19 protein-coding genes and 1 tRNA gene are annotated in these 22,496 nt (G+C 66.3%); 17 read left to right on the forward strand and 3 right to left on the reverse strand.

Annotation, left to right across the window (positions count from 1 at the left end; all coding sequences use genetic code 11):
- The 3 genes from hflC to D6850_RS03800 all read left to right on the forward strand — a co-directional run bounded on the left by hflC (nt 1) and on the right by D6850_RS03800 (nt 2,983).
- Nucleotides 1-1,131 (forward strand): protease modulator HflC, encoded by a 1,131-nt coding sequence (hflC, locus tag D6850_RS03790; protein ID WP_121163909.1) that lies wholly within the window; start codon nt 1-3, stop codon nt 1,129-1,131.
- Nucleotides 1,128-1,325: a DUF2065 domain-containing protein gene (locus tag D6850_RS03795; protein ID WP_121163910.1), complete on the forward strand. Its 198-nt coding sequence runs from the start codon at nt 1,128-1,130 to the stop codon at nt 1,323-1,325. Before hflC ends, D6850_RS03795 begins: the two co-directional genes overlap by 4 nt.
- Nucleotides 1,326-1,540: 215 nt before the next feature.
- Nucleotides 1,541-2,983 carry a DegQ family serine endoprotease gene (locus D6850_RS03800; protein ID WP_245964088.1) on the forward strand — a complete coding sequence of 481 codons (1,443 nt, stop codon included), beginning with the start codon at nt 1,541-1,543 and terminating at the stop codon, nt 2,981-2,983.
- Nucleotides 2,984-3,151: 168 nt separating this feature from the next.
- Here D6850_RS03800 and D6850_RS03805 read toward each other — a convergent pair whose 3' ends face one another.
- Entirely contained in the window at nt 3,152-4,978 is a 1,827-nt protein-coding gene (locus D6850_RS03805; RefSeq protein ID WP_121163912.1) for a BCCT family transporter, read from the reverse strand.
- Nucleotides 4,979-5,467: 489 nt separating this feature from the next.
- On the opposite strand from D6850_RS03805, the gene D6850_RS03810 reads away from it, so the two are divergent.
- The 9 genes from D6850_RS03810 (at nt 5,468) to D6850_RS03850 (ending at nt 16,553) form a co-directional block, all read left to right on the forward strand.
- The gene (locus tag D6850_RS03810) at nt 5,468-7,351 is read left to right on the forward strand and encodes a BCCT family transporter (RefSeq protein WP_121163913.1); all 1,884 of its coding nucleotides are present in this window, start codon (nt 5,468-5,470) and stop codon (nt 7,349-7,351) included.
- Between the two features lie 98 nt (nt 7,352-7,449).
- Nucleotides 7,450-8,676, forward strand: a complete 1,227-nt coding sequence (locus D6850_RS03815; RefSeq protein WP_121163916.1) for an aminotransferase class V-fold PLP-dependent enzyme — start codon at nt 7,450-7,452, stop codon at nt 8,674-8,676.
- Nucleotides 8,677-8,726: 50 nt separating this feature from the next.
- The gene (locus D6850_RS03820; RefSeq protein WP_121163918.1) at nt 8,727-10,148 is read left to right on the forward strand and encodes a cryptochrome/photolyase family protein; all 1,422 of its coding nucleotides are present in this window, start codon (nt 8,727-8,729) and stop codon (nt 10,146-10,148) included.
- Nucleotides 10,149-10,284: 136 nt separating this feature from the next.
- Complete coding sequence (locus D6850_RS03825; RefSeq protein ID WP_245964089.1) at nt 10,285-10,725, forward strand: TrgA family protein; 441 nt, start codon at nt 10,285-10,287, stop codon at nt 10,723-10,725.
- A 5-nt stretch (nt 10,726-10,730) separates the two neighbouring features.
- The gene (locus D6850_RS03830; protein WP_121165086.1) at nt 10,731-11,852 is read left to right on the forward strand and encodes an NUDIX domain-containing protein; all 1,122 of its coding nucleotides are present in this window, start codon (nt 10,731-10,733) and stop codon (nt 11,850-11,852) included.
- Between the two features lie 331 nt (nt 11,853-12,183).
- On the forward strand, nt 12,184-13,215 hold the full coding sequence (locus D6850_RS03835) for a cysteine synthase A (protein ID WP_121163923.1): 1,032 nt from the start codon (nt 12,184-12,186) through the stop codon (nt 13,213-13,215).
- Nucleotides 13,212-15,665, forward strand: a complete 2,454-nt coding sequence (locus D6850_RS03840) for a DUF3772 domain-containing protein (RefSeq protein ID WP_121163925.1) — start codon at nt 13,212-13,214, stop codon at nt 15,663-15,665. Before D6850_RS03835 ends, D6850_RS03840 begins: the two co-directional genes overlap by 4 nt.
- Nucleotides 15,662-16,381 (forward strand): alanyl-tRNA editing protein, encoded by a 720-nt coding sequence (locus tag D6850_RS03845; RefSeq protein ID WP_121163927.1) that lies wholly within the window; start codon nt 15,662-15,664, stop codon nt 16,379-16,381. The genes D6850_RS03840 and D6850_RS03845 overlap by 4 nt, the downstream gene beginning before the upstream one ends.
- Nucleotides 16,382-16,463: 82 nt before the next feature.
- A tRNA-Ser gene (locus D6850_RS03850) sits at nt 16,464-16,553 on the forward strand.
- A 207-nt stretch (nt 16,554-16,760) separates the two neighbouring features.
- Here the strand turns inward: D6850_RS03850 and D6850_RS03855 are convergent.
- Both D6850_RS03855 and D6850_RS03860 read right to left on the reverse strand, forming a co-directional pair.
- On the reverse strand, nt 16,761-18,131 hold the full coding sequence (locus D6850_RS03855) for an ATP-binding protein (RefSeq protein WP_121163929.1): 1,371 nt from the start codon (nt 18,129-18,131) through the stop codon (nt 16,761-16,763).
- Nucleotides 18,086-18,799, reverse strand: a complete 714-nt coding sequence (locus D6850_RS03860) for a response regulator (protein WP_121163931.1) — start codon at nt 18,797-18,799, stop codon at nt 18,086-18,088. Before D6850_RS03860 ends, D6850_RS03855 begins: the two co-directional genes overlap by 46 nt.
- 238 nt (nt 18,800-19,037) lie before the next feature.
- Here D6850_RS03860 and D6850_RS03865 point away from each other — a divergent pair, with 238 nt between their 5' ends.
- From D6850_RS03865 to D6850_RS03885, 5 genes are all read left to right on the forward strand, one after another.
- Nucleotides 19,038-19,616, forward strand: coding sequence for an EF-hand domain-containing protein (locus D6850_RS03865; RefSeq protein WP_121163933.1), 579 nt, complete (start codon nt 19,038-19,040; stop codon nt 19,614-19,616).
- Between the two features lie 55 nt (nt 19,617-19,671).
- Nucleotides 19,672-20,250, forward strand: a complete 579-nt coding sequence (locus tag D6850_RS03870; protein ID WP_121163935.1) for a cytochrome b — start codon at nt 19,672-19,674, stop codon at nt 20,248-20,250.
- 72 nt (nt 20,251-20,322) lie between these two features.
- Nucleotides 20,323-21,237: a YghX family hydrolase gene (gene yghX / locus D6850_RS03875; protein ID WP_121163937.1), complete on the forward strand. Its 915-nt coding sequence runs from the start codon at nt 20,323-20,325 to the stop codon at nt 21,235-21,237.
- A 121-nt stretch (nt 21,238-21,358) separates the two neighbouring features.
- Nucleotides 21,359-21,859 carry a twin-arginine translocation pathway signal gene (locus D6850_RS03880; protein WP_121165088.1) on the forward strand — a complete coding sequence of 167 codons (501 nt, stop codon included), beginning with the start codon at nt 21,359-21,361 and terminating at the stop codon, nt 21,857-21,859.
- On the forward strand, nt 21,859-22,443 hold the full coding sequence (locus tag D6850_RS03885; protein ID WP_121163939.1) for a ferric reductase-like transmembrane domain-containing protein: 585 nt from the start codon (nt 21,859-21,861) through the stop codon (nt 22,441-22,443). The genes D6850_RS03880 and D6850_RS03885 overlap by 1 nt, the downstream gene beginning before the upstream one ends.
- Nucleotides 22,444-22,496: the final 53 nt, after the last annotated feature.

Below are 22,496 nucleotides of genomic sequence, written 5' to 3' on the forward strand. Positions count from 1 at the left end.
ATGCGGAAATCAGCCCTGTTGTTGCCGGCGATCGCCGTCGTGATCGTCATCGCGCTCTCGTCGGTCTTCATCGTGGACGAACGCGAGAAGGCGCTCGTCCTGCAATTCTCCAAGATCATCGACGTCAAGGAAGAGCCCGGGATCGGCTTCAAGATCCCGCTCATCCAGGAGGTGGTCCGCTATGACGACCGCATCCTGAGCCGCGACGTCGACCCGCTCGAGGTGACGCCGCTGGACGATCGCCGGCTGGTGGTGGACGCCTTCGCGCGCTACCGCATCGCCGATGTGCGCAAGTTCCGCGAGGCGGTGGGCGACGGCGGCATTCCGTTCGCTGAAAACCGGCTCGATTCCATCCTGCGGTCGCGGACGCGCGAGGTGCTGGGCTCGGTCAGTTCCAACGACATCCTGAGCTCGGACCGCGCCGCGCTGATGCTGCGCATCCGCAACGCCGCCATCAAGGAGGCGCAGGAGCTTGGCATCGAGGTGGTGGACGTGCGCCTCAAGCGCACCGACCTGCCCAGCCAGAACCTCGACGCGACCTTCGCCCGGATGCGCGCCGAGCGCGAGCGCGAGGCCGCCGACGAGGTCGCGCGCGGGAACGAGGCGGCGCAGCGCGTGCGCGCGCAGGCCGACCGGACCCAGGTCGAGATCGTGTCGGACGCCAAGCGCCAGGCCGAGATCACCCGAGGCGAGGCCGACGCCAGGCGCAACGCGATCTTCGCCGAAGCCTTTGGCGCGGACGAGGAATTCTTTGAATTCTACCGCTCGCTCAACGCCTATCGCAAGGCGCTGGACGGTCAGAACTCGTCGATGGTGATTTCGCCGTCAGGTGCGTTCTTCAACTATCTGCGCAATCCCGATCCGACAGGCCTCATCCCGACGCGCGCCAACGAGGCGGCGGCAGGGAACGACGCCGGGCAGACGGAGGCCGATCAGTCCGGCGCCGGACAGACAGAGGACGCCGGCCAGCCCGACGCAGACGCGACCGGTGCGGCGGGCGATGAAACGGCTGGGGGTGAAACAGCGGACGATCAGGGCGCGCAGGATCAGCCGGCGCAGGACGACAACGCCGCGGATACCGGCGCGGATGACGGTCTGACAACCACCGCGCCCGCGGCCACCGTGGAATGATCGAAACGACGCTCCTCGCCCTCGGGCTGGTGCTTATCGTGGAGGGGCTGGTCTATGCGCTGGCCCCTTCCATCGTCGAGCGGATGCTCGAGGCGCTGCGGGACGTTCCGCAAGAGGCGCGCCGCACGCTCGGCCTGCTGGCGCTGATCAGCGGGCTGTTGCTGGTCTGGGCCGCCAAGTTGCTGGGCGCCTGACGCCGCGCTTGCCCGGACGCGGCCCCGCGGCCATACTCCCGCCCGGGGACACGGGTTTTCACGGTCACGTTATACTCTGTTGCAGCGATTGCGATACCAACCCGGACGCCTACATTGGGCGCATAACGGGCTGCCCGCGAGGCGGCGAAAGACAGACCACCAATCAAGGAGATTTGGCATTGAGACCTTCCAGCCAAACCACGACTTACCCCGACATGCGGGCTATGCGGGCGCTGGCGCTGACGATCCTCGCCACGCTGCTGGTGCTGATGCAGGCGCTCGCCGCGCAGGCGCGGCCCGAGAGCTTTGCCGACCTGGCGGAGAAATTCAGCCCCGCGGTCGTCAACATCACCACCTCGACCGTGGTCTCCACCGGAACCGGCCCGTCGCCGGTGGTGCCCAAGGGTTCGCCCTTTGAGGATTTCTTTCGTGAATTCCGTGACCGTGGCGGGCAGGGCGACCGCCCGCGCCGGACATCGGCGCTCGGTTCGGGCTTCGTGATTTCCGAGGACGGCTACATCGTGACCAACAACCACGTGATCGAGGCCGCCGACGAGATCATCATCGAGTTCTACGACAACAGCGCCGAGCTCGAGGCCGAGGTCGTCGGCACCGACCCCAAGACCGACATCGCGCTGCTCAAGGTCAAGGCGGAACATCCACTGCCCTTCGTGACCTTCGGCGACAGCGACACGGCGCGCGTCGGCGACTGGGTCATCGCGATGGGCAACCCGCTCGGGCAGGGGTTCTCGGTCACCGCCGGGATCGTGTCGGCCCGCAACCGCGCGCTCAGCGGCACCTATGACGACTACATCCAGACCGACGCGTCGATCAACCGGGGCAACTCGGGCGGGCCGCTCTTCAACATGGATGGCGAGGTCATCGGCGTGAACACCGCGATCCTGTCGCCCAACGGCGGCTCGATCGGAATCGGGTTCTCGATGGCGTCCAACGTGGTGACGCGCGTCGTCAGCCAGTTGCAGGAATTCGGCGAGACGCGCCGTGGCTGGCTCGGGGTGCGGATCCAGGACGTGACCGAAGACGTCGCCGAGGCGATCGGCCTCGACGAGCCGATGGGCGCGCTGGTGACGGACGTGCCGGAAGGGCCTGCGGCCGAGGCCGGGCTTGAGGCGGGCGACGTCATTACCTCGTTCGACGGCAAGGAGGTCCGGGACACCCGCGGGCTCGTGCGCCGTGTCGGCGACGCCGAGGTCGGCAAAACGGTGCGCGTGGTCGTGTTCCGCGACGGCGAGACCAAGACGCTCAAGGTGACGCTTGGCCGCCGCGAAGAGGCCGAGGGCGCGGTTCCCGCCGTGCAGCCGGATGGCGGGCAGGACGGCATGGCCGAGACGACGATGATGGGCATGACGCTGGTTCCGCTCGACGATGAACTGCGCGGCCAGCTCGACCTTGCGGACAATGCCGAGGGTCTTGTCGTCACCGACATCGACGAGTTGTCCGAAGCCTATGAGAAAGGGCTGCGCGCGGGTGATCTCATCACCGAGGCGGGCCAGCAGAAGCTGAGCGGCCCCGCCGATCTGAGCGCCCGGGTCGAGGACGCGCGCGAGGCGGGCCGCAAGTCGATCCTGCTGCTCGTGCGCCGCGCCGGCGAACCGCGCTTCGTCGCGCTGTCGCTGGAGCAGGACAAGGACGAGTAACCAACGCCTGCATATTGCGCTCGAAACCCCGCCGAGGACGTCCTCGGCGGGGTTTTCCATGCGCGCCGCAAGGCCTTTGCAACAATGCCTTGCGGCGCGCCCCTCCTAAACGAAAACGGCGCCGCCCGAAGGCGGCGCCGCGTCAGGCCTCTGTTCTGCGCGGGCGCGTCACTCGGCCGGTTGCGCGGTGATCGTGGCCTCTTTCTCACGCTGGCCGTCGCGATAGAGCGCCTTGATCAGCGAGATGCACATCAAGCCCATGACCGCCGTGAAGGGCAGGGCGCCGATGATCATCGCGTTCTTGAGCGCGTCCATCGGGTTGTTTTCGCCCGCGGCGATGATCAGCGTGCCGATCACGAAGGTGAGGATAACGCCCCAGATGATCCGGTGCTTGATCCCAGTCTCCTGCGAGCCGCCCGACATGATGGTGTTCATCACGAGGATGCCCGAGTCCGCCGAGGTCACGAGGAAGGTCATCACCAGCACCACGCACATGACGGTCAGCGCCGAGAGCAGCCCGCCGCTGATCATCTGGCCCAGCGTCGCGAAAAGCTGGTTGGTCTGCGAAGCGCCCGTGATGGCGCCGTCGGCCACACCCGACAGCTCGAGGTCAAAGGCCGTGCCGCCGAGGATCGTCATCCACAGGAAGCAGACGATCGCCGGCGCGATCACGCAGCCAAGGATGAATTCGCGCACCGTGCGCCCCTTGGAAATCCGCGCGAGGAACAGCCCCACGAAGGGCGAGAACGCGATCCACCAGGCCCAGTAGAACGTGGTCCACGCGGATTGCCAGCCGAACTGACGCCCCTGCGTACCGGCCTCGTAGACCGCCGCGAGCGTGGCCTCGTCCAGCTCTGCCGCCGGGCCTGTCAGTCCCGACTGGAAGCTGGCGAAGCTGCCCCATGCGTTCGTTGCGCCGCCGTAGAGCTCCGAGGCGAGCGGTTGCGCCGCCGCCGGGATCTCGGCCGCGAATTCCGCCTGCGACATCGGCATCCACGGACCGAAGCTCAGCTGTGTGAAGTGCAGGATGTAATCCACCAGCGCCGAGCCGAACGTCGACATCGCGAAGGCGAACGATCCGAAGATGACGAAGGTCGCCAGCAGGATGAAGGACAGCACCAGGTTGAGGTTGGAGAGGTATTTCACACCCCGCCCGACGCCCGACACCGCCGAGAGGATCGACAGGCCCATGATCGCCACGAGACCCGCGACCAGACCGACCTTGCCGGGGGCGGGGACGTCGCCGCTGAGGTTCATCATCCAGTCCATGCCGGTGATGGCGTAAAGGCCGTCGATGAACTGGCTCACGCCGAAACCGATGGTCACCGAAACGCCCAGGATCGTGGCGACCACGCCCAGCACGTCGACCACATGGCCGAGAAAGCCGTTCATCAGCCGCCCGAAAAGCGGCGTGAGCGCGGTGCGGATCGTCAGCGGCATGTCGCGCGTGTAGGCGTAATAGGCCAGGCACAGCCCGGTCACCACGTAGATCGCCCAGGCGTGAAAGCCGTAATGCAGGAACGTGTAGCGATAGGCCGATTGCACCGCCTCGGCGGTCTGCCCTTCGACATTTCCAGCGACGACCTCGGGGTTCGAACCCCAGAGGCCCAGCGGCTCGGCGGTGGCGAACACCATCAGCCCGACGCCAAGGCCCGCGCCGAACATCATCGCGAACCATGAGAAGGTCGAGAATTCGGGCTTTTGCCCCGGCACGCCCATCACCCGCGCGCCGGACTTGGGCAGGATCGCGATCACGAAGAGGAAGAAGGCGAAGAAGCCCACGATCACGATGTAGAAGCTGTTGAACACCTCGAGGATCTGGCTGTTCCAGCTGCTCAGCGTGCCGTTCGCGTTGGCCGGCCAGACCAGCGCCCAGATCACCAGGGCGACCATGATCCCCTTGGAGATGAGCGCGATCGGCAGGCTGTTGTCCTTGTAAAAGCCGGCGTCCTGGGTGTTGATCTCCAGGTCCGTGAATGGAGCTTTGGTAGGCATATGCGATTTTCCCTGTCTGTTGCGACGCGGGAAGAGCCGTTATCGCGCCGCAACCGACCTTTTCAGCCGCGCCCGGCGCAATTTATGCGCCGCCTCCCCTTAGCGTCAGCATCACACATATGCGTCGCACGGAAAGTGGACGTTTCCGGCACACGAGTCGCGGAAAGCGACCATCGCGGGCGCGCATTCGCCGCGATTCGCCGAATCGCCATGCGTGCAGCGCATGCGTCAGTGTTCCCTTTGATAAGGATTCCGTGGCCGCAGATCGGCCTTGCAGGGCGGGCCGCGGGGCGGTTCAGCGCCGATTGGTTGAGGTTTGCATCACGATCTTGTTAGACTCAGCCTGGAAATTCGGGCCGGTAGCGCCGTGATACACGCTGCATCGTCCTGACCGGGGATGACCGGGGGCGACACGGCTTCCCTTGCATATCTTACGTCGGACACGCGGCGCCCGCGCGAACAGGGCGCCGCCAGAACAATGAGGGATATATGACGGATCAACCCGACGATCAGGGCATACCCGCGCCGGAGGGCGCGGCGGATGTCATCGATACCGATTACGAGATCGGACAGGACAATGTCACCAAGAGTTTCGGGCCGTTCGGGCTCGATCTTCACAACCCGGTCTTCTTCATCTCGGGGTTGGCTATCGTCGGCTTCGTCTTCTACGCGCTGGCGCTGCCCTCCCAAGCGGAGGCTGCGTTTGAGTGGTCGTTCGCGTTCGTCACCCAGACATTCGACTGGTTTTTCCTGAGCGCGGCCAACATCTTCGTGCTGTTCTGCCTGTTCCTGATCGTCAGTCCCTTCGGTTCGATCCGGCTGGGCGGCGTCGATGCTACGCCGGATTACAGCTATGTCGGCTGGTTCGCGATGCTTTTCGCGGCCGGAATGGGCATCGGGCTGATGTTCTTCGGCGTCTCCGAACCGCTGAGTCATTTCACATCCTCGCAGGGCGGCGTCGCCTATAGCGCGGTCTATGATGGAGCCATGCCCGACGACGCAAGCGCGGCGCCCGAGGGCTTCGAGAGCCGCGCCGCCTTTGACGCGGTGATGAACGAGGCGGGCGCGGCAAGCCCCGGCGAGGTGAGCGCGAAGCTAGACGAGGTGCTCACGCCCGAACAGCGCGGGCTCTTCGGCGTGAGCGAGGGGCGCACCGATTGGGCGCCGTTGGGGGCCGCGGCCGGCGACGCCGAGGCGGCGACTCGGCTCGGCATGGCGGCGACGATCTTTCACTGGGGGCTGCACCCTTGGGCGATCTACGCTGTCGTCGCGCTGGCGCTGGCGCTGTTTTCCTATAACAAGGGCTTGCCGCTCACGCTGCGCAGCGCGTTCTACCCGATCTTTGGCGAACGTGTCTGGGGCTGGACCGGCCACATCATCGACACACTCGCGGTCTTCGCAACGCTCTTCGGTCTCGCCACCTCGCTCGGCTTCGGGGCCGAACAGGCGGCGTCGGGGCTCACCTATCTTTACGGGTCGGGCGATGCAGCCGAAGGCACGCGCACCTTCCTAGGCATACCCTACGGCAACGCCGAGGAAACCGGCGTGGAGAATTCCAGCACGTTGCTGGTGCTGCTCATCACCGGCATCACGGCAATCGCGCTCTTCTCGGTCGTGCGCGGCCTTGATGGCGGCGTAAAGCTCTTGTCCGAACTCAACATGGGTCTGGCGGCGCTGCTGCTCGTGTTCACGCTGATCGTGGGCGGGCCGATCCTGTTGCTGACGTTTTTTGCCGACAGCCTCTGGGCTTACCTGCAAAACCTCATCCCGCTTTCCAACCCGTTCGGGCGCGAGGACACCAATTTCGTGCAGGGCTGGACCGCCTTTTACTGGGCGTGGTGGATCAGCTGGTCGCCTTTCGTCGGCATGTTCATCGCCCGCGTCAGCCGCGGCCGCAGCGTGCGCGAATTCCTGATCTGCGTGCTGCTTATCCCGAGCCTCGTCTGCGTGTTGTGGATGAGCGTCTTTGGCGGCACCGCGATCACGCAGGTGGTGAATGACGGCTATACCGCTGCCGCGGACGCCGCACTCGAGCTCAAGCTCTTTCACATGCTCGAACCGCTGCCGCTGGCGACGCTCACCTCGACAATCGGGATCATTCTCGTGGTGGTGTTCTTCGTGACCTCGTCGGACTCCGGCAGCCTCGTGATCGACACGATCACCGCTGGCGGCAAGGTGGACGCGCCGGTGTCGCAGCGGGTCTTCTGGGCGATCTTCGAGGGCGCGGTGGCGATCGTGCTGCTGATCGGCGGCGGCCTTGCCGCGCTGCAATCGGCGGTGATCTCGACCGGGCTGCCCTTCACGCTGGTGTTGCTGCTGATGTGCTGGGCGATCCTGCGCGGCTTGCAGGCCGAGCGGCGGCGGATCGCATAGCGCGCCCGTCTGACGGAGCCGAAACGAAGCCCCCCGGTGCTTGCGCGCCGGGGGGCTTTGCTGTTTGGTCAGGCGGAATCCGCAAGAAGGGGAACCTCATGAGCCAGCCACTCGACCTCGACTTCGTCCGCGCGCAGTTTCCCGCCTTCGCCGAACCGTCGCTCGACGGACAGGCGTTCTTCGAGAACGCCGGCGGTTCCTATACCTGCGCGCCGGTGATCGAGCGGCTGGAGCGCTACTACCGCCAGCGCAAGGTGCAGCCCTACGGTCCCTTTGCGGCCAGCCGCCTTGCGGGCGAGGAGATGGACGAGGCGCGCAACCGTCTTGCGGCGATGCTGGGCGTGGCGGCCGACGAGCTGAGCTTTGGCCCCTCGACGACGCAGAACACCTATGTCCTCGCCCGCGCCTTCGCGCAGTGGATGCGCCCCGGGGACGCCATCGTGGTGACCGATCAGGACCACGAGGCCAACAGCGGCCCCTGGCGGCGGCTGGCCGACGAGGGGTTCGAGATCCGCGAGTGGAAGATCGACCCCGACACCGGCCACCTGGAGCCCGAGGATCTCGAGCCGCTGCTTGACGACCGCGTCAGGCTCGTCTGTTTTCCGCATTGCTCGAACGTGGTGGGCGAAGTCAACCCGGTGGTCGAGATCACCGAGCTCGCCCATGCCGCGGGCGCGTTCGTCTGCGTCGACGGGGTGAGCTACGCGCCGCATGGCTTTGTCGACGTGGGCGCGCTCGGGGCGGATATCTATCTCTTTTCCGCCTACAAGACCTATGGGCCCCACCAGGGCCTGATGGTGATCCGCCGCGAGCTGGGGATGCAATTGCCCAACCAGGGCCATTTCTTCAACCAGGGCAGCCTCTACAAGCGGTTCACCCCCGCGGGGCCGGATCACGCGCAGATCGCCGCCTGCGCGGGCATGGCCGACTACATCGACGCTCTCGCCGCGCATCACGGCATCGACGGCGCCCCGGTAGAGCGCGCGGGTGGCGTGCATGACCTCATGCGCGCGCATGAGGACGCGCTGCTGCAACCGCTGCTCGATCACCTCGGGGATCGCAACTCGGTGCGCCTTCTAGGGCCGCAGGCGGCGAACGGGCGCGCGCCGACCGTCGCCGTGGCGCTCGACCAACCCGGCGCGCAGGCCGCCGCCGCGCTGGCGGAACGCGGGATCATGGCCGGCGGCGGCGATTTCTACGCGGTGCGCGCATTGCGGGCGATGGGGGTCGTCCCCTCTGAGGGCGTGCTGCGGATGAGCTTCGTGCATTACACGTCGCAGGCCGAAATCGACCGGCTGCTGGAGGCGCTGGACGATATCCTGTGATCCGGACGGCGGCGGACCACGTATAAAACGTTAACGCGAAAGGTCCGCCCATGCCCGATACCACCTCGACGCTTCTCTGGCTGCGCCGCGACTTGCGGTTGTCCAATCACCCGGCGCTCTGCGCGGCGCTTGAGCGCGGCGGGCCGGTGATCCCGGTCTTCATCCGCGACGGCGCGGTCGACGGGCTGGGCGCGGCGGCGAAGTGGCGGCTGGGCCTTTCGCTCGATCACCTTGCGCAGCGGCTCGGGGAGCGGGGGAGCCGGCTCATCCTGCGGCATGGCGATGCGCTTGATGTCCTGCGCGCGCTGGTCAGGGAAACGGGGGCGGGGGCGGTCCGCTGGTCGCGCCTCTACGACTCCGAGGCCATAGAGCGCGACAAGGCGGTGAAAGCCGCGCTTAGCGAGGACGGGATCGACGCGCAGAGCCACGCAGGCCACCTGCTGTTCGAGCCGTGGACCGTCGAGACGCAGCAGGGCGAACATTACAAGGTCTTCACCCCGATGTGGCGCGCGGTGAAGGATTGCGACGTCGCCGCACCGCTCTCTGCGCCCTCGGACCTCCCGCGCCCCGCGGATTGGCCTAAGAGCGACGCACTCGAGGACTGGCGCCTCGGCGCGGCGATGGAGCGCGGCGCGCAGGTCTGTCTGCCGCATCAGCGCGTCGGTGAGGACGCGGCGCAGGAGCGGCTGGAATGGTTCACGACCGACGCGATCGACCGCTACCTCACGACGCGCGACAAGCCCCCGTTCGATGGAACGTCGGGGCTGTCCGAGAACCTGACGCTGGGCGAGATCAGCCCGGCGCAGTGCTGGCGCGCCGGAATGCGTGCGCTGCACGAGGGCGCGAAGGGGGCCGAACAGTGGCTCAAGGAACTGGTCTGGCGCGAATTCGCGTATCACCTGCTTTACCACACGCCGCGGATCGCCACGCGCAACTGGCGCGAGAAGTGGGACGCCTTTCCCTGGAAGGACGATGAGCGCGCGGCCGAGATCAAGGCCTGGAAACAGGGCCGCACCGGCGTGCCTTTCGTCGACGCCGCCATGCGCGAGATGTACGTGACAGGCAAGATGCACAACCGCGGCCGGATGATCGTCGCGTCCTACCTCACCAAGCACCTGATGACCCATTGGCGCGTCGGGCAGGAATGGTTCGCGGAGCACCTGACCGACTGGGATCCGGCCAGCAACGCGCTCGGCTGGCAATGGGCGGCCGGATCGGGGCCGGACGCGGCGCCCTTCTTTCGCATCTTCAACCCCGAGACGCAGCTCGGGAAATTCGACCCCGAGGGCCGATACGTGCGCGCCTGGATCGCCGAAGGGCAGGACGACCCGAGCGAGACCGCGCTGGCCTATTTCGACGCGATCCCGCGCCGCTGGAACATGGCGCCGACTGACGTCTATCCCGACCCGGTCGTGGGGCTGAAGGAGGGGCGCGAGCGCGCGCTTGCCGCATACGAGGCGCGCGCGTTCTGAAGCGCAAAGGGCACGGCTGCGAACACAAGGCCGGATTTTCCATCTCGCCTCTTGCGCCAGCGCGCTTCTGGCCGGAAACTGCGCCGTGACGCTGACCCCTATCGCAAGGCCCGGACAGATGCCCAAATCCCACAGAATGCCGAGCAGCGCGCGCCTGATCGCCGCCGTATCGCTGGGGGTGCTCGGCTGGGTAGGATCCGAGATGGTCCGCCCGCTGATGCCGCCGCACACCGCCTTTGGCTGGTTCAATTACGTCAACGTCGCGCTCGGCCTGCTCTGCGGCTGGTTCGTGATCGGCAGCCGCACCGGAAGGGGATACGTCGAGTCGGTCAGCATCGGCCTCACGGGCGGGGCGGCGCTGGTGTTCTGGGCGCTCTTCGCCCAGAGCTTCAACCTCATGCTCAAGCAATCGCTGGACCGCAAGTTCAAGGGACCTATCGAGGCGATCGTCGGGATCTTCAACAACGCGCTGGAGTATCTTCAGTTTCTCTGGGACACGCCGCTCATCGTGACGCTTGTGATCGGCAGCATCGTCGCGGGGCTCCTGACCGAATTCGTCGCACGGCGGTGGACCTGACCCGCATGACGACGCTCTTCTTCTACGGCACGCTGCGTGATCCCGAACTGCTGCGCATCGTCATCGGAACCGACCCGGACGACATGCGGATCACCCCCGCGGTCCTGCCCGATCACGCGGTCGACTGGGCCCGGGGGCAGAGCTTTCCTACGCTGACGCCGCAGGCGGGGGCGCAGGCCGAAGGGCTGCTCGCGACCGATCTGAGCGAAGCCGAGGTGGCGCGGTTCGATTTCTACGAGGGCTCTTTCGGTTATCGCCTGCGCGCGGTCGAAGTGAGGGCGGGCGGCGAGGCGCGAACCGCGCTTGTTTATTTTCCCGATCCCGGCCTCTGGGAGCGCGGCGCGCGGTTCGACCTCGGCGACTGGCAGGCGCGGTTCGGCCCGCTCGCGCGGCTCTCGGCGGTCGAGGAGATGAGCTATTTCGGACGCATCAGCGGCGAGGAACTGAGCCGCCGCGTCCCGATGATCCGCGCCCGCGCCGCCGCGCGCCTTGCCGCCGCCACGGGCGTTCCGGCCGATATCCGCAGCGATTGTAGCGCGAACGAGGTTGAACAGGTTGGCTTTGAGCGCGCCCATGCGGGCTTTTTCGTGACCGACATCCATGAATTGCGCTACCCGACCTTCGCCGGCGGCATGGGTCCGGTCCTGCGCCGCGAGGTGTTCGTCGCCACCGACGCCGCCATCGTGCTGCCCTACGACCCCGCGCGCGACCGGGTGCTGCTGGTCGAACAGTTCCGCATGGGGCCATACCGGCGGGGCGATCCGCGCCCCTGGATGCTCGAGCCCGTGGCGGGGCGCGTCGACGCGAATGAGACGCCCGAGGACTGCGCGCGCCGCGAGTGCAAGGAGGAAGCGCGGCTCGAGTTGCGCGCGCTCGAGCATGTCGCGAGCTTCTACGCCACGCCCGGCACCTCGACCGAGTATTTCCACGCCTATGTCGGCCTGTGCGATCTGCCCGACGCCGAGCGGGGGACCGGCGGGCTGGACAGCGAAGACGAGGACATCCGCACCCATGTGCTGAGCTTCAACGCGGCGCAGAACCTGCTGAGCACCGGCGAGGCCGATAACGGCCCGCTGGTGGTGGCGCTGCTCTGGCTGGCGCAGGCGCGCGAACGTCTGCGCCGATAGGGTGAATAGATCGACGCGATCGACGGCGTCTCCTCGGGCCTCTGGCGACATCTCTACGACACCGAGAGTTTCGAGAATGTCCGGCTCACGGCCTATACGGATTACATTTTCGGCAGTGACCAAGACAACATCTTTACTGCGACTGAATTCGTCCCGACAGTGAGCGGCATTGAGCGGCTGCATGGCCGTGGCGGTGACGACATCGTGGATTACGGTGATCTGGGGTTCGATTTCGGAGGATGATTTCATCTTCTGATCCGCGCGCGGGTTGTGGTTGAGTTTCGCCCTGCACCGCCCTAAGTGTGGCCTCAACCAGCGAAGGGGACGGCGCATGCGTATCGCGAAAGACCTGGCCGACGCGGTCGGCAACACTCCGATGATCAGGCTGCGCAAGGTCAGCGAAGAGACCGGATGCACCATCCTCGGCAAGGCCGAGTTCATGAACCCCGGCCAGTCGGTCAAGGATCGCGCGGCGCTGTTCATCATCCGCGACGCGGTGGCGCGTGGCGCGTTAAAGCCGGGTGGCACCATCGTGGAGGGAACCGCCGGCAACACCGGGATCGGCCTCGCGCTCGTGGGGGCGTCGATGGGGTTCCGGACGGTCATCGTCATCCCCGAAACCCAGAGCGAGGAAAAGAAGGACATGCTGCGCCTCGCGGGCGCGGATCTCGTGCAGGTGCCCGCGGCGCCCTATTCCAATCCCAACAACTTCGTGCGCTATTCCGAACGGTTGGCCGCGAAGCTGAACGAGAGCGAACCCAACGGCGCGATCTGGGCCAACCAGTTCGACAACGTGGCGAACCGGCAGGCGCATATCGAGGGCACGGGGCCGGAGATCTGGGACCAGACCGACGGCAAGGTCGACGGCTTCGTCTGCGCGGTGGGCTCGGGCGGCACGCTCGCGGGCGTCGGCATGGCGCTGCAACCCAAGGGCGTGAAGATCGCCATCGCCGACCCGATGGGCGCCAAGCTCTACAGCTATTACACCACTGGTGAGCTCGAGTCCGAGGGCGGCTCCATCGCAGAAGGCATCGGGCAGGCGCGCATCACACGGAACCTCGAGGGGTTCACCCCCGATTTCGCCTACCAGATCCCCGACGCGGAGGCGCTGCCCTACGTCTTTGACCTCCTGCGCGAAGAGGGGCTCTGCCTCGGCGCGTCCTCGGGCGTGAATGTCGCAGGGGCGGTGCATCTGGCGCGCGAACTGGGGCCGGGGCACACCATCGCGACGGTGCTTTGCGACTACGGCACGCGCTACCAGTCCAAGCTCTTCAACCGCGATTTCCTCGAAGAAAAAGGCCTGCCGGTTCCCGACTGGCTTGGCCAGTCGCCGCGTTCGATCCCCGGGGTGTTCGAGGGATGATGGCGCTTTTGCGCACGCTGCTGATCGCACTGACGCTGGCCTTTTTGCCCGCCGCCCTTGCGGGACCGGGGCTGATCGGGGGCGCGACGGCGCAGCAGGCCGCGCCAATGCCGGATTACGAACAATGGAGGCAGACCGCCGCACGCGCCAACAGCGCAATCGAGACGGCGCGCGCCTCGACGCCCGCGCTCGAGGAGCTGCGCGCCCAACTGGTCGACTGGCGCGACAGGTTTCTCGCGGCGCAAACCGCGAACGCGAACGCCATCTCGACGGTGCAGGCGCAGATCGCGGCGCTCGGCGCGCCCCCGGAAAGCGGCGAGGAAGCGCCGGAAATTGCGAAGCAGCGCGCGGAGCTGAACGACCAGCTGAACCGTCTCACCGCCCCGGTCCGGCAGGCGCAGCTCGCCTACAGCCAGGCCGACGGGATGATCAAGGGCATCGACAGCATCATCCGCGACCGCCAGGCCGACGAATTGCTGGAGCTGGGGCCGTCGCCGCTCAACCCCAAGCACTGGCAGCCGGGCGTCAACGCGCTTGCCTACACGATCGATACGATCCGCAACGAAGTGGTCTCCGCCTGGGACGGCGAAACGCGTTATACCGAATTCAAGAACGATCTTCCCAAGGTGATCGTCCTCGCCATCCTCGGCCTCGTGCTGCTGATCCGCGGGCGGTTCTGGGTCGAACTCGCCGCGCGCTTCGTGCTGCCAAGCCGGGTTTCGTCGGCGCATTGGCTTATCGCGCTGCTGATGTCCCTGGGCGAGATCGTCGTGCCGTTCATCGGTCTGCTGTTCCTGATCCAGGCGGCCCATTCAAGCGGCATCGTAGGATTGCGCGGCGACCTGGTGCTGAGCGCGCTCAAGCCCGCGTTCTTCATCTTCCTGCTGGTGCGCTGGCAGGCCTTGCGCGTGTTCCCGCGGGTCGAAGCGGGTCGTCTGCCCTTGCAACTCGAACCCGAGCAGCGCCGCAGCGGGCGCTGGTACGGCGGCGCGCTCGGCCTCATCATCGCGGCTTTCTATTTCTTCCGCCGCATCGGCGAGGTCAACAACTGGTCCGAGGCCGCGGTCAACGTGATCCTGTTCCCGGTGATGGTGATCGCGGGTCTTCTGCTGATCCGGCTGGCGCGGCTCCTGCGGCGGCATTACAAGAACATCGCCGCGGACGAGACCGCCGATACCTACCGCAATCGCCTGATGCGGCTCTTGTCGCAGGCTCTCTTCCTGCTCGCGGTCGCCGCGCCCGCACTTGCGGCGGTGGGGTATTACAAGGCGGCCGTGGCGCTGATGCTGCCGTCGCTGCTGTCGCTCATCCTGTTGTCGTTGCTGCTGATCCTACAGCGGATGGTCACGGAGCTCTACATGCTGGCGTCGCGCGACCGCGAAGGCGCGGCGGACGACCTGATGCCGGTGCTGCTCAGCTTCGCGCTCGTGATCCTGTCCTCGCCGTTCTTCGCGCTGATCTGGGGCGCGCGCGCCGCCGACCTGTCCGAACTGTGGATGAAGTTCACCCAGGGCATCACGCTCGGCGGCATGACCATCTCGCCCACGATTTTCATCACGCTGGCGATCATCTTCACGATCGGCTTCATCGTGACCCGGCTGTTGCAGGGTACGCTCAAGAATACGTTGCTGCCCAAGACCAGGATGGACGCCGGCGGGCGCAACGCCATCGTGTCCGGCGTCGGCTATATCGGGATATTCCTGTCGGCGATCATCGCGATCACCTCCGCGGGCATCGATCTCAGCTCGCTCGCCATCGTGGCCGGGGCGCTCTCGGTCGGGATCGGCTTCGGGCTTCAGAACATCGTGAGCAACTTCGTCTCGGGGATCATCCTGCTGATCGAACGCCCGATCAGCCAGGGCGACTGGATCGAGGTTGGAGGCCAGCACGGCACGGTCAAGGAAATCTCGGTGCGCTCCACCCGGATCCAGACCTTCGACCGCTCGGATCTCATCATCCCCAACGCCGACCTGGTGAGCGGCACGGTCACCAACTACACGCGCGGCAACACGGTGGGCCGCTGCGTGGTGTCGGTCGGCGTGTCCTACGCCGCGGACACCAAGAAGGTGCAGGAGATCCTGACCGAGATCGCGAGCGCCAACCCGATGGTGCTGATGAACCCGCCGCCATCGGTGATCTTCAGCCGGATCGGCACGGATGCGTTCGAGTTCGACATCCGCATGATCCTGCGTGACATCAACTGGGTCATGAACGTCACCGACGAGGTGAACCACGAGATCGCCCGGCGGTTCGCCGCCGAGGGCATCGAGATGCCCTACGCGCAGCGGGACCTCTGGATCCGCAACCCCGAGGCTCTGGCGCCGGCAGTGCGCGCGGCCGGGCAGGGGACGCCGCCGCCCCAAGACGCCGACGCCGCCCCGGAACAACCGGAACGCCCCGAGGATCCATCCGACGCGGCCGAGGCCGGCCCCGATGGAGAAAGCCGATGACCGAACCGCTCTTTCGCGACGACGCCTATCTGCGGGAGGCGCGCGGAACCGTGATCGCCCATACGGACGAGGGCGGGGCGGTGCTCGACCGGTCGGTGTTCTACCCCACCGGGGGCGGTCAGCCGGGCGACAGCGGGCGGCTGACGTGGCCGGGCGGGCTGATGTCGGTCGCCACCACGGTCAAGGGCGAGGCGGGCCAGATCGCGCTCGTCCCCGCCGAGCCGCAGGCGCTGCCCGCGATCGGCGTCGAAGTCCTGCAGTCGCTCGACTGGGAGCGGCGTCACCGCCTGATGCGGATGCACAGCGCGCTGCACCTGCTGTCCGTGGCGATCCCGCTGCCCGTGACCGGCGGCTCGGTGGGTGAGGCCCGCAGCCGCCTCGATTTCGACATGCCCGACGCGCCGGGCGACGTTGGCACGATTCAGGCGCATCTGAACCAACTCGTCGACAGCGACCTGCGGATCACGCAGACCTGGATCGACGACGCCGAGCTCGATGCGAACCCCGGGCTGATCAAGACCTTGTCGGTCGCGCCCCCCAGGGGCGCCGGGCGCATCCGGCTGGTGCGCATCGGCGAAGGGCACGACCAGGTCGATCTGCAACCCTGCGGCGGGACCCACGTCGCGCGCACCGCCGAGATCGGCGCGGTTCGCATCGGCAAGGTCGAGAAAAAAGGCCGCCAGAACCGCCGCGTCCACCTGCATCTGGAAAGCTGACCACGCCCGCGCGTCGCGGACCCGCGAATTTTGCGCCCAACCCCTTGCGAGCGGACGTCAAACGACGCTAGAAGCCTCCAACGGAGCGGTGGCCGAGTGGTCGAAGGCGCACGCCTGGAAAGTGTGTAGACGGGAGACCGTCTCCAGGGTTCGAATCCCTGTCGCTCCGCCACATGCCCTCACGGAAGCGTTCGCTCGATCCGGCGGCGGCTGGATTTTTCTGTTGTCGTTGAGGGTTATGCGATCGAGGCTGAGCACTGCCCCGGCGTTAGGACGCCCGGACGCCGTCTCTCAGCCGAATTTCTCTACACTTGTTGCCTTCGTCGGTTGGTAATTTTCTTGCGAGCATGTGTCATTGAATGACTTCCAGCCGTGCGCGTCATGCAGACAGCGGCAGGAGGATCGTCGCGCGCAGCCCGCCCGAGGCGCGGTTTTCCAGGCTGATTTCGCCGCCATGCGAAATCACGATGTTGCGTGCGATGGCAAGGCCGAGGCCCGCGCCGCCGGTTTCCGTGCTGCGGCTGTCTTCTCCGCGTACGAACGGCTCGAACACGGCGCGCAGGCGATCCGGCGCAACGCCCGGGCCCTCGTCCTCGATCGTGATGATCGCGCTGGCGTCGTCCCGGGCCAGCGCCACGTGCGCGCCATCGCCATAGCGGATGGCGTTGTCGACGATATTGCCGATCGCACGCCCGAGCGCGACGGGCCGGCCGCTGACGGTTGCGCCGTCGCCGCGCGTGAACTGGACGCCTCGCTCGTCGCACAGCCGCGACAACATACCGGCCAGATTGACAGGCTGAGCGCGCTCGGCATCTCCCGCGCCCCGTGCATAGGTCACAAGCCCATCCGCCATCACCGTCATCTCATCAAGCGTGCGGATCATCGGCGCTGCGTCTTCTTCCTCCAGCATCTCGGCGCGGATGCGTAAGCCGGTAATCGGCGTGCGCAGGTCGTGCCCCACGGCGGCAAGCGTGCGCATCCGTTCGGCATCGAAGCGCGCGATCCGATCCTGCATGTCGTTGAAGGCCGCGGATGCGGCGCGCAGTTCGCGCGGGCCGGTCTCTGCCACGCGAACGCTGCGATCGCCCCGGCCGGCTGCGCCGGCGGCGGCGGCAAGGTCCTTTAGCGGCCGTGTCAGACGGCGGACGAAAAAGAGCGCGACACCGAGAACCGACAACAGGGAAATGCCCAGCGCCAGAAGAAGGATTTTCCCGGGAATCCCCGGCGGCCCCCCGGGGCGGCCCCCGCGCGAGACGGAATTGAGCCATTCGGCCCCGCCGTCGCCACGCAGGCGAATGGACAACGCGACGGCCTCGCGGCCCCGCCGCTCACCGTTGCGACCGCGCACCATGATGGCCGCGCGAACGTCACGGTCCCCCAGGGCGGCGCGCAGCTCGCGTGCCAGGGCCACCGATCTCGGCGCGATGGGCATTTCGTCAACGACCGGGTGGGGATCGACCGAAACCCGCGAAAACCGCGTCGACGCTCTGCGGGCAGCGACTTGGCGCTGTCCTGGCCGGGCCGCCTCAATGGCCGGCACCAGTGAGACGATCCGCTGGACCTCCCGCTCAATCAGGTTTGCGCGGTCTTGCCGCGCCCGATCGGCATAAAGCAGCGCCGCCGCGATCAGCGTTGCGGCGATCAGCGCCACGGTCAGCAGAAGCGAAAAACGCACCGCCAGCCCGTCCACGGAGAAGCGCAGCTTCATTCCTCGACCACATCGGCGGCCAGCCGATATCCTCCACCCCATTCGGTCACGATGAGGCGCGGCGCCTTCGGATCGTCTTCGATCTTGCGGCGCAGCCGACTGACGGTGTTGTCGATGGCGCGGTCATAGACCTTGGCGTCCCGGCCCGCCGTCAAATCCAGAAGCCTGTCGCGGGACATGACGGTCTGCGGATGGTCGAGCATTACGCCGAGCAAACGGTTCTCGCCCGAGGTCAACGCCACCTTGCGCCCGTCATCGCGCTGGACGGTCTGCGCCGCCGGGTCGTGCAGCCAGTTTTTGAAACGACGCCGCTCGGTCGGCACCTTCGGTCCCGGCAGCTCGATCCGGCGCAGGACGGCCCGAATCCGCGCGAGCAGCTCGCGCGGGTTGAAGGGTTTGACGAGGTAGTCATCAGCGCCCAGCTCCAGCCCGACGATGCGGTCGGTCTCATCGGCCATGGCCGTCAGCAGGATCACCGGCGGGCCTCCACGCGCCACCAGCCATCGGCAGAGACTGAGCCCGTCTTCGCCGGGCATCATGATGTCGAGGACGACCAGCGCCGGACGCAGATCGCCCAGGACGCGCCGGGCCTCGCCTGCATTCGCCGCCAGCGTTGTGCGAAACCCCTGCTTGCCCAGATACTGGCCAAGCGGCTCGCGGATATCGCGCGCGTCATCGACGATCAGGATTTGCGGGGCGGGCGGTTCCATCGGGCTTCGGTCCAGTTCGGTAATTTGCCTTCCCAAACTCCGTCATTTCGTGTCCGATTGATAGAGCGGGCCAAATCCGGACGAGGAGAAATTTGTCGCAAATCATGTCAAACCCCGGTTCTACGACAGTTGGCGACGATACTCCCTTCACGCTGACACACATTCAGACCCGGGATCATCCATATCCAGGGCATCGAAGGCACGACGCCTTCGCTGCCAACTTTGAAAGGATGAGGCAATGAAACGATCGAATTATCTTCCCGTCGGATTTCTGGCGCTTGCTTTGGCCGGGTCCGGCGCCATGATTGCGACCGCCCAGACCGCGCCGGCAGCCGGCGATCAGGCTTCGGCGGATGCGCAGGTTATCCGTGCCGATTATCGCGGCGACCGGGATCGCGGCGCGCGCCATATGCGCGGCAAGCATCACGGCAAGCACCGGCGGGGCGGGTTCGGCGGCGAGATGATGCGCACGCTGTTCGACGCGGTGGATGCCGATGGTGACGGAACGGTGACACGCGAAGAGGTGGACAGCTACCGCGCCTCCAGACTGGCCGAGGTGGACGCTTCTGGCGACGGCGCGCTCTCGATCGAGGAGTTCGACACGCTTTACCGCGAATTCACCCGCTCGCGCATGGTCGACATGTTCCAGCATCTCGATGCCGATGGCGATGGCGTCATCAGTCGCGACGAAATGGACACCCGTGTTTCCCGGATGTTCGATCGGATGGACCGCGACGGTGACGGGGCGCTGACCCTGCAACAGCGCGGCGCATCTCGGTCCGCGCCTGGCGCACCCGAAACCGATCCCGACAACTGACCCTTCGGAGGGCGGCCGATTGGCCGCCCTTTCCCCGGCCAAGGAGGACACGGACATGGCGCACGACCCAAGCCTGCATCGCACCCGCTCCACCGCACCCCGGCTGAGCGACGGGATTGACAGCTTCGGCATTGTCTCGAAGCTGAACCACTGGATATCTGCGACGCTGTTTCTCGGTGCTCTCGGTCTTGGCCTCTACATCGATAACGGCGGCCTGACGCGTGAGGCGATCGGACCTTACATGCAATGGCACAAGGCTCTCGGCGTCGCCGTATTGATCTACGGTCTATGGCGTGTCGGCTGGCGCATCGCACAGGGTTTTCCGCGCGGCGCCATCAAGGCGCCGCGCTGGCAGGAGCGGGTGGCGAAACTCAGCCATATCGGACTTCTGATCGCGATTCTGGCCATGCCCGTTTCGGGCGTCCTGATGACAATCGCCGCCGGTCGCGACCTGAGCATCTGGGGTGTGACGCTGCTCTCTGCGCCGGCGAAAACCGCGTGGCTAGACGGTGTCGCCGGCGCGGTTCACGACCTTGCGCCTCCGGTGATTTTGGTCCTGCTGGCACTCCATATCGGCGCGGCGCTCAAACACCACTTCATTGATCGCGATGCGACTCTGAGGCGGATGGTGTAGTATGACTCGGGCGACCCAACTGTCACGTGCGCCTGTCCCATCTCAATTTCGCTTGGCAAAGGAGAATTTCCAATGGATGACCAAAGGCCTCAGCCCCGCCTGACCGCAGCCGATTTCGACCAGGAACTTCTGGACCTCTACGATTACTACGCGCATGGCAAGATTTCGAAACGGGAGTTTCTGGATCGTGCCGGCAAATGGGCCATCGGTGGTCTGACGGCGGCCGCGATCCTTGGCGCGCTTGCGCCCAATTACGCGCTGGCCCGGCAGGTGGCCGAAGATGATCCCGACATTCAGGGCGAAGACATCACCTATCCCAGTCCAAACGGAACGGGCGAGATCACGGCCTATCTGGTCCGGCCAACCGAAATCGACGCCGACCGCCCCCCGGCCGCTGTTCTGGTCGTCCACGAAAACCGCGGTCTGAACCCCTACATCCGCGACGTGGTGCGCCGCCTCGCCAAGGCGGGATTCGTCGCCATGGGGCCCGATGGGCTTTCCTCGCTCGGCGGCTACCCGGGCAGCGACGACGAGGGCCGCGAGATGCAGCGAAGCCTCGATCAGGACGCGCTTCTGAACGACTTCTTCGCGGGTTTCGAGCATCTTCAGGCGCTTGACGGCACGAACGGCAAGGTGGGCGCGACCGGCTTCTGCTATGGAGGCGGTGTCGTGAACAAGCTGGCGGTCGCCTATCCTGAGCTGGCGGCAGGCGTTCCCTTCTACGGCGCGGCCCCCGACAGCAACCAGGTGGCCCGGATCGAGGCCCCGCTGATGATCCAGCTCGCCGCACTCGATCAGCGTATCAACGCCATGTGGCCGGACTACCAGAAAGCGCTGGAGGCAAGCGACAAGCGGTACGAGGCGCATATCTACCCCGGCGTGAACCACGGCTTCCACAACGACACCACGCCGCGCTACGACGAAGATGCCGCCCGGCTCGCCGAAGAGCGCATGGTGGCCTGGTTCCGTACATACCTCGCCGGCTAAGCCAAATCGCGCCGGCAAGCGGTCAATTCCCCGTGTGCCGTGGTTGAATGGGCCATGCCCGCGCACAATTACAGATGAGCGCTGAAATCCGCTCTTGTAACAGCAGTTGGGAGACATCGACATGACGACCCCGAACCCGACGCGCCGAACCGTCGTTTCCACTGCCGGGGCAGCGTTTCTCATTGGCGCGTCCGGCCTGACCAGACCGGCGCGCGCGAAATCCCTTGAACCCACTCCGACGATGCGGGGCGGAGCCAACAATTATCTTCCGGGCGCCCCGATCGTGGATAGGATCGGTGGTGGCGGCTTCTGGACCACCGGGACTGTGCGCCGTGCGGGCGACGGTGCGCCTCTTGCCGGTCGCCGCATTCAGGTCTGGGCCCATACGACCGAAGGTCACGAACGCGACGCACGGTCGCATGGCGCGGTGCTTACGGACGCCAATGGTGTGTTCCGTATCGAGATGCCGCAGATCGTGCCTGCATTCGGTCAGCCCCACGGGCACCTCGCCTTCGATGCCGATTACGATGACGGCGACTTCGAGACGGTTTTCCTGCGTCCGGTGTTGGCGCGGGCATCCGACACGAGCCTGCATGCAGAGTTCGTCTTGCGTCCTCTCTGATGACGTCGTCGCGGCGCGCGATCCTATGGGTGGCTCTGGCCGTGGCCATTGCGCTGCCATTGATCGCCGCGGCGCAAAGTCCGCTTCTGCAATGGCGCGAGCCGGTCTACATCATTGCCGGATTCGCCGGAATCGTCGGGCTGGCGCTTCTGCTTGTCCAGCCCTTGCTGATCACGGGTCTGCTTATGGGAAGCCCGGCCCGACGCATCCATGTCTGGACCGGAGCGGGGTTGGTTTTCGCGATTGTTGTCCATGTGGCGGGCCTTTGGATCACCAGCCCGCCCGACGTGGTGGACGTTCTGCTTTTTCGCTCACCGACACCGTTTTCGGTCTGGGGTGCGGTAGCGATGTGGGCCGTCTTCGCAACCGCCATCCTTGCGGCCGTGAGAAAACGGCTGGGACTTCGCGTCTGGCGACTCGGGCACAGCGCGGCGGCGGTCGTGATCGTCACGGCGTCCGTCATTCACGCCTGGCTTGTTCAGGGGGCGATGGGGGACGTCACGAAAGGGGCGCTCTGCATGCTCGTCCTGTGGGCAGGAGCATGGGCTCTCCGGCGGCGGCGGGTATGGCGGATGCTCCGCTAGCCGCGGAGATGCACGCTTTCGTGTAGCGTGCCGTTGGTCTTCAAGTGAGGAAC

Origin of the sequence: Roseovarius spongiae (assembly GCF_003651245.1) — a bacterium.
GTDB lineage: Bacteria > Pseudomonadota > Alphaproteobacteria > Rhodobacterales > Rhodobacteraceae > Roseovarius > Roseovarius spongiae.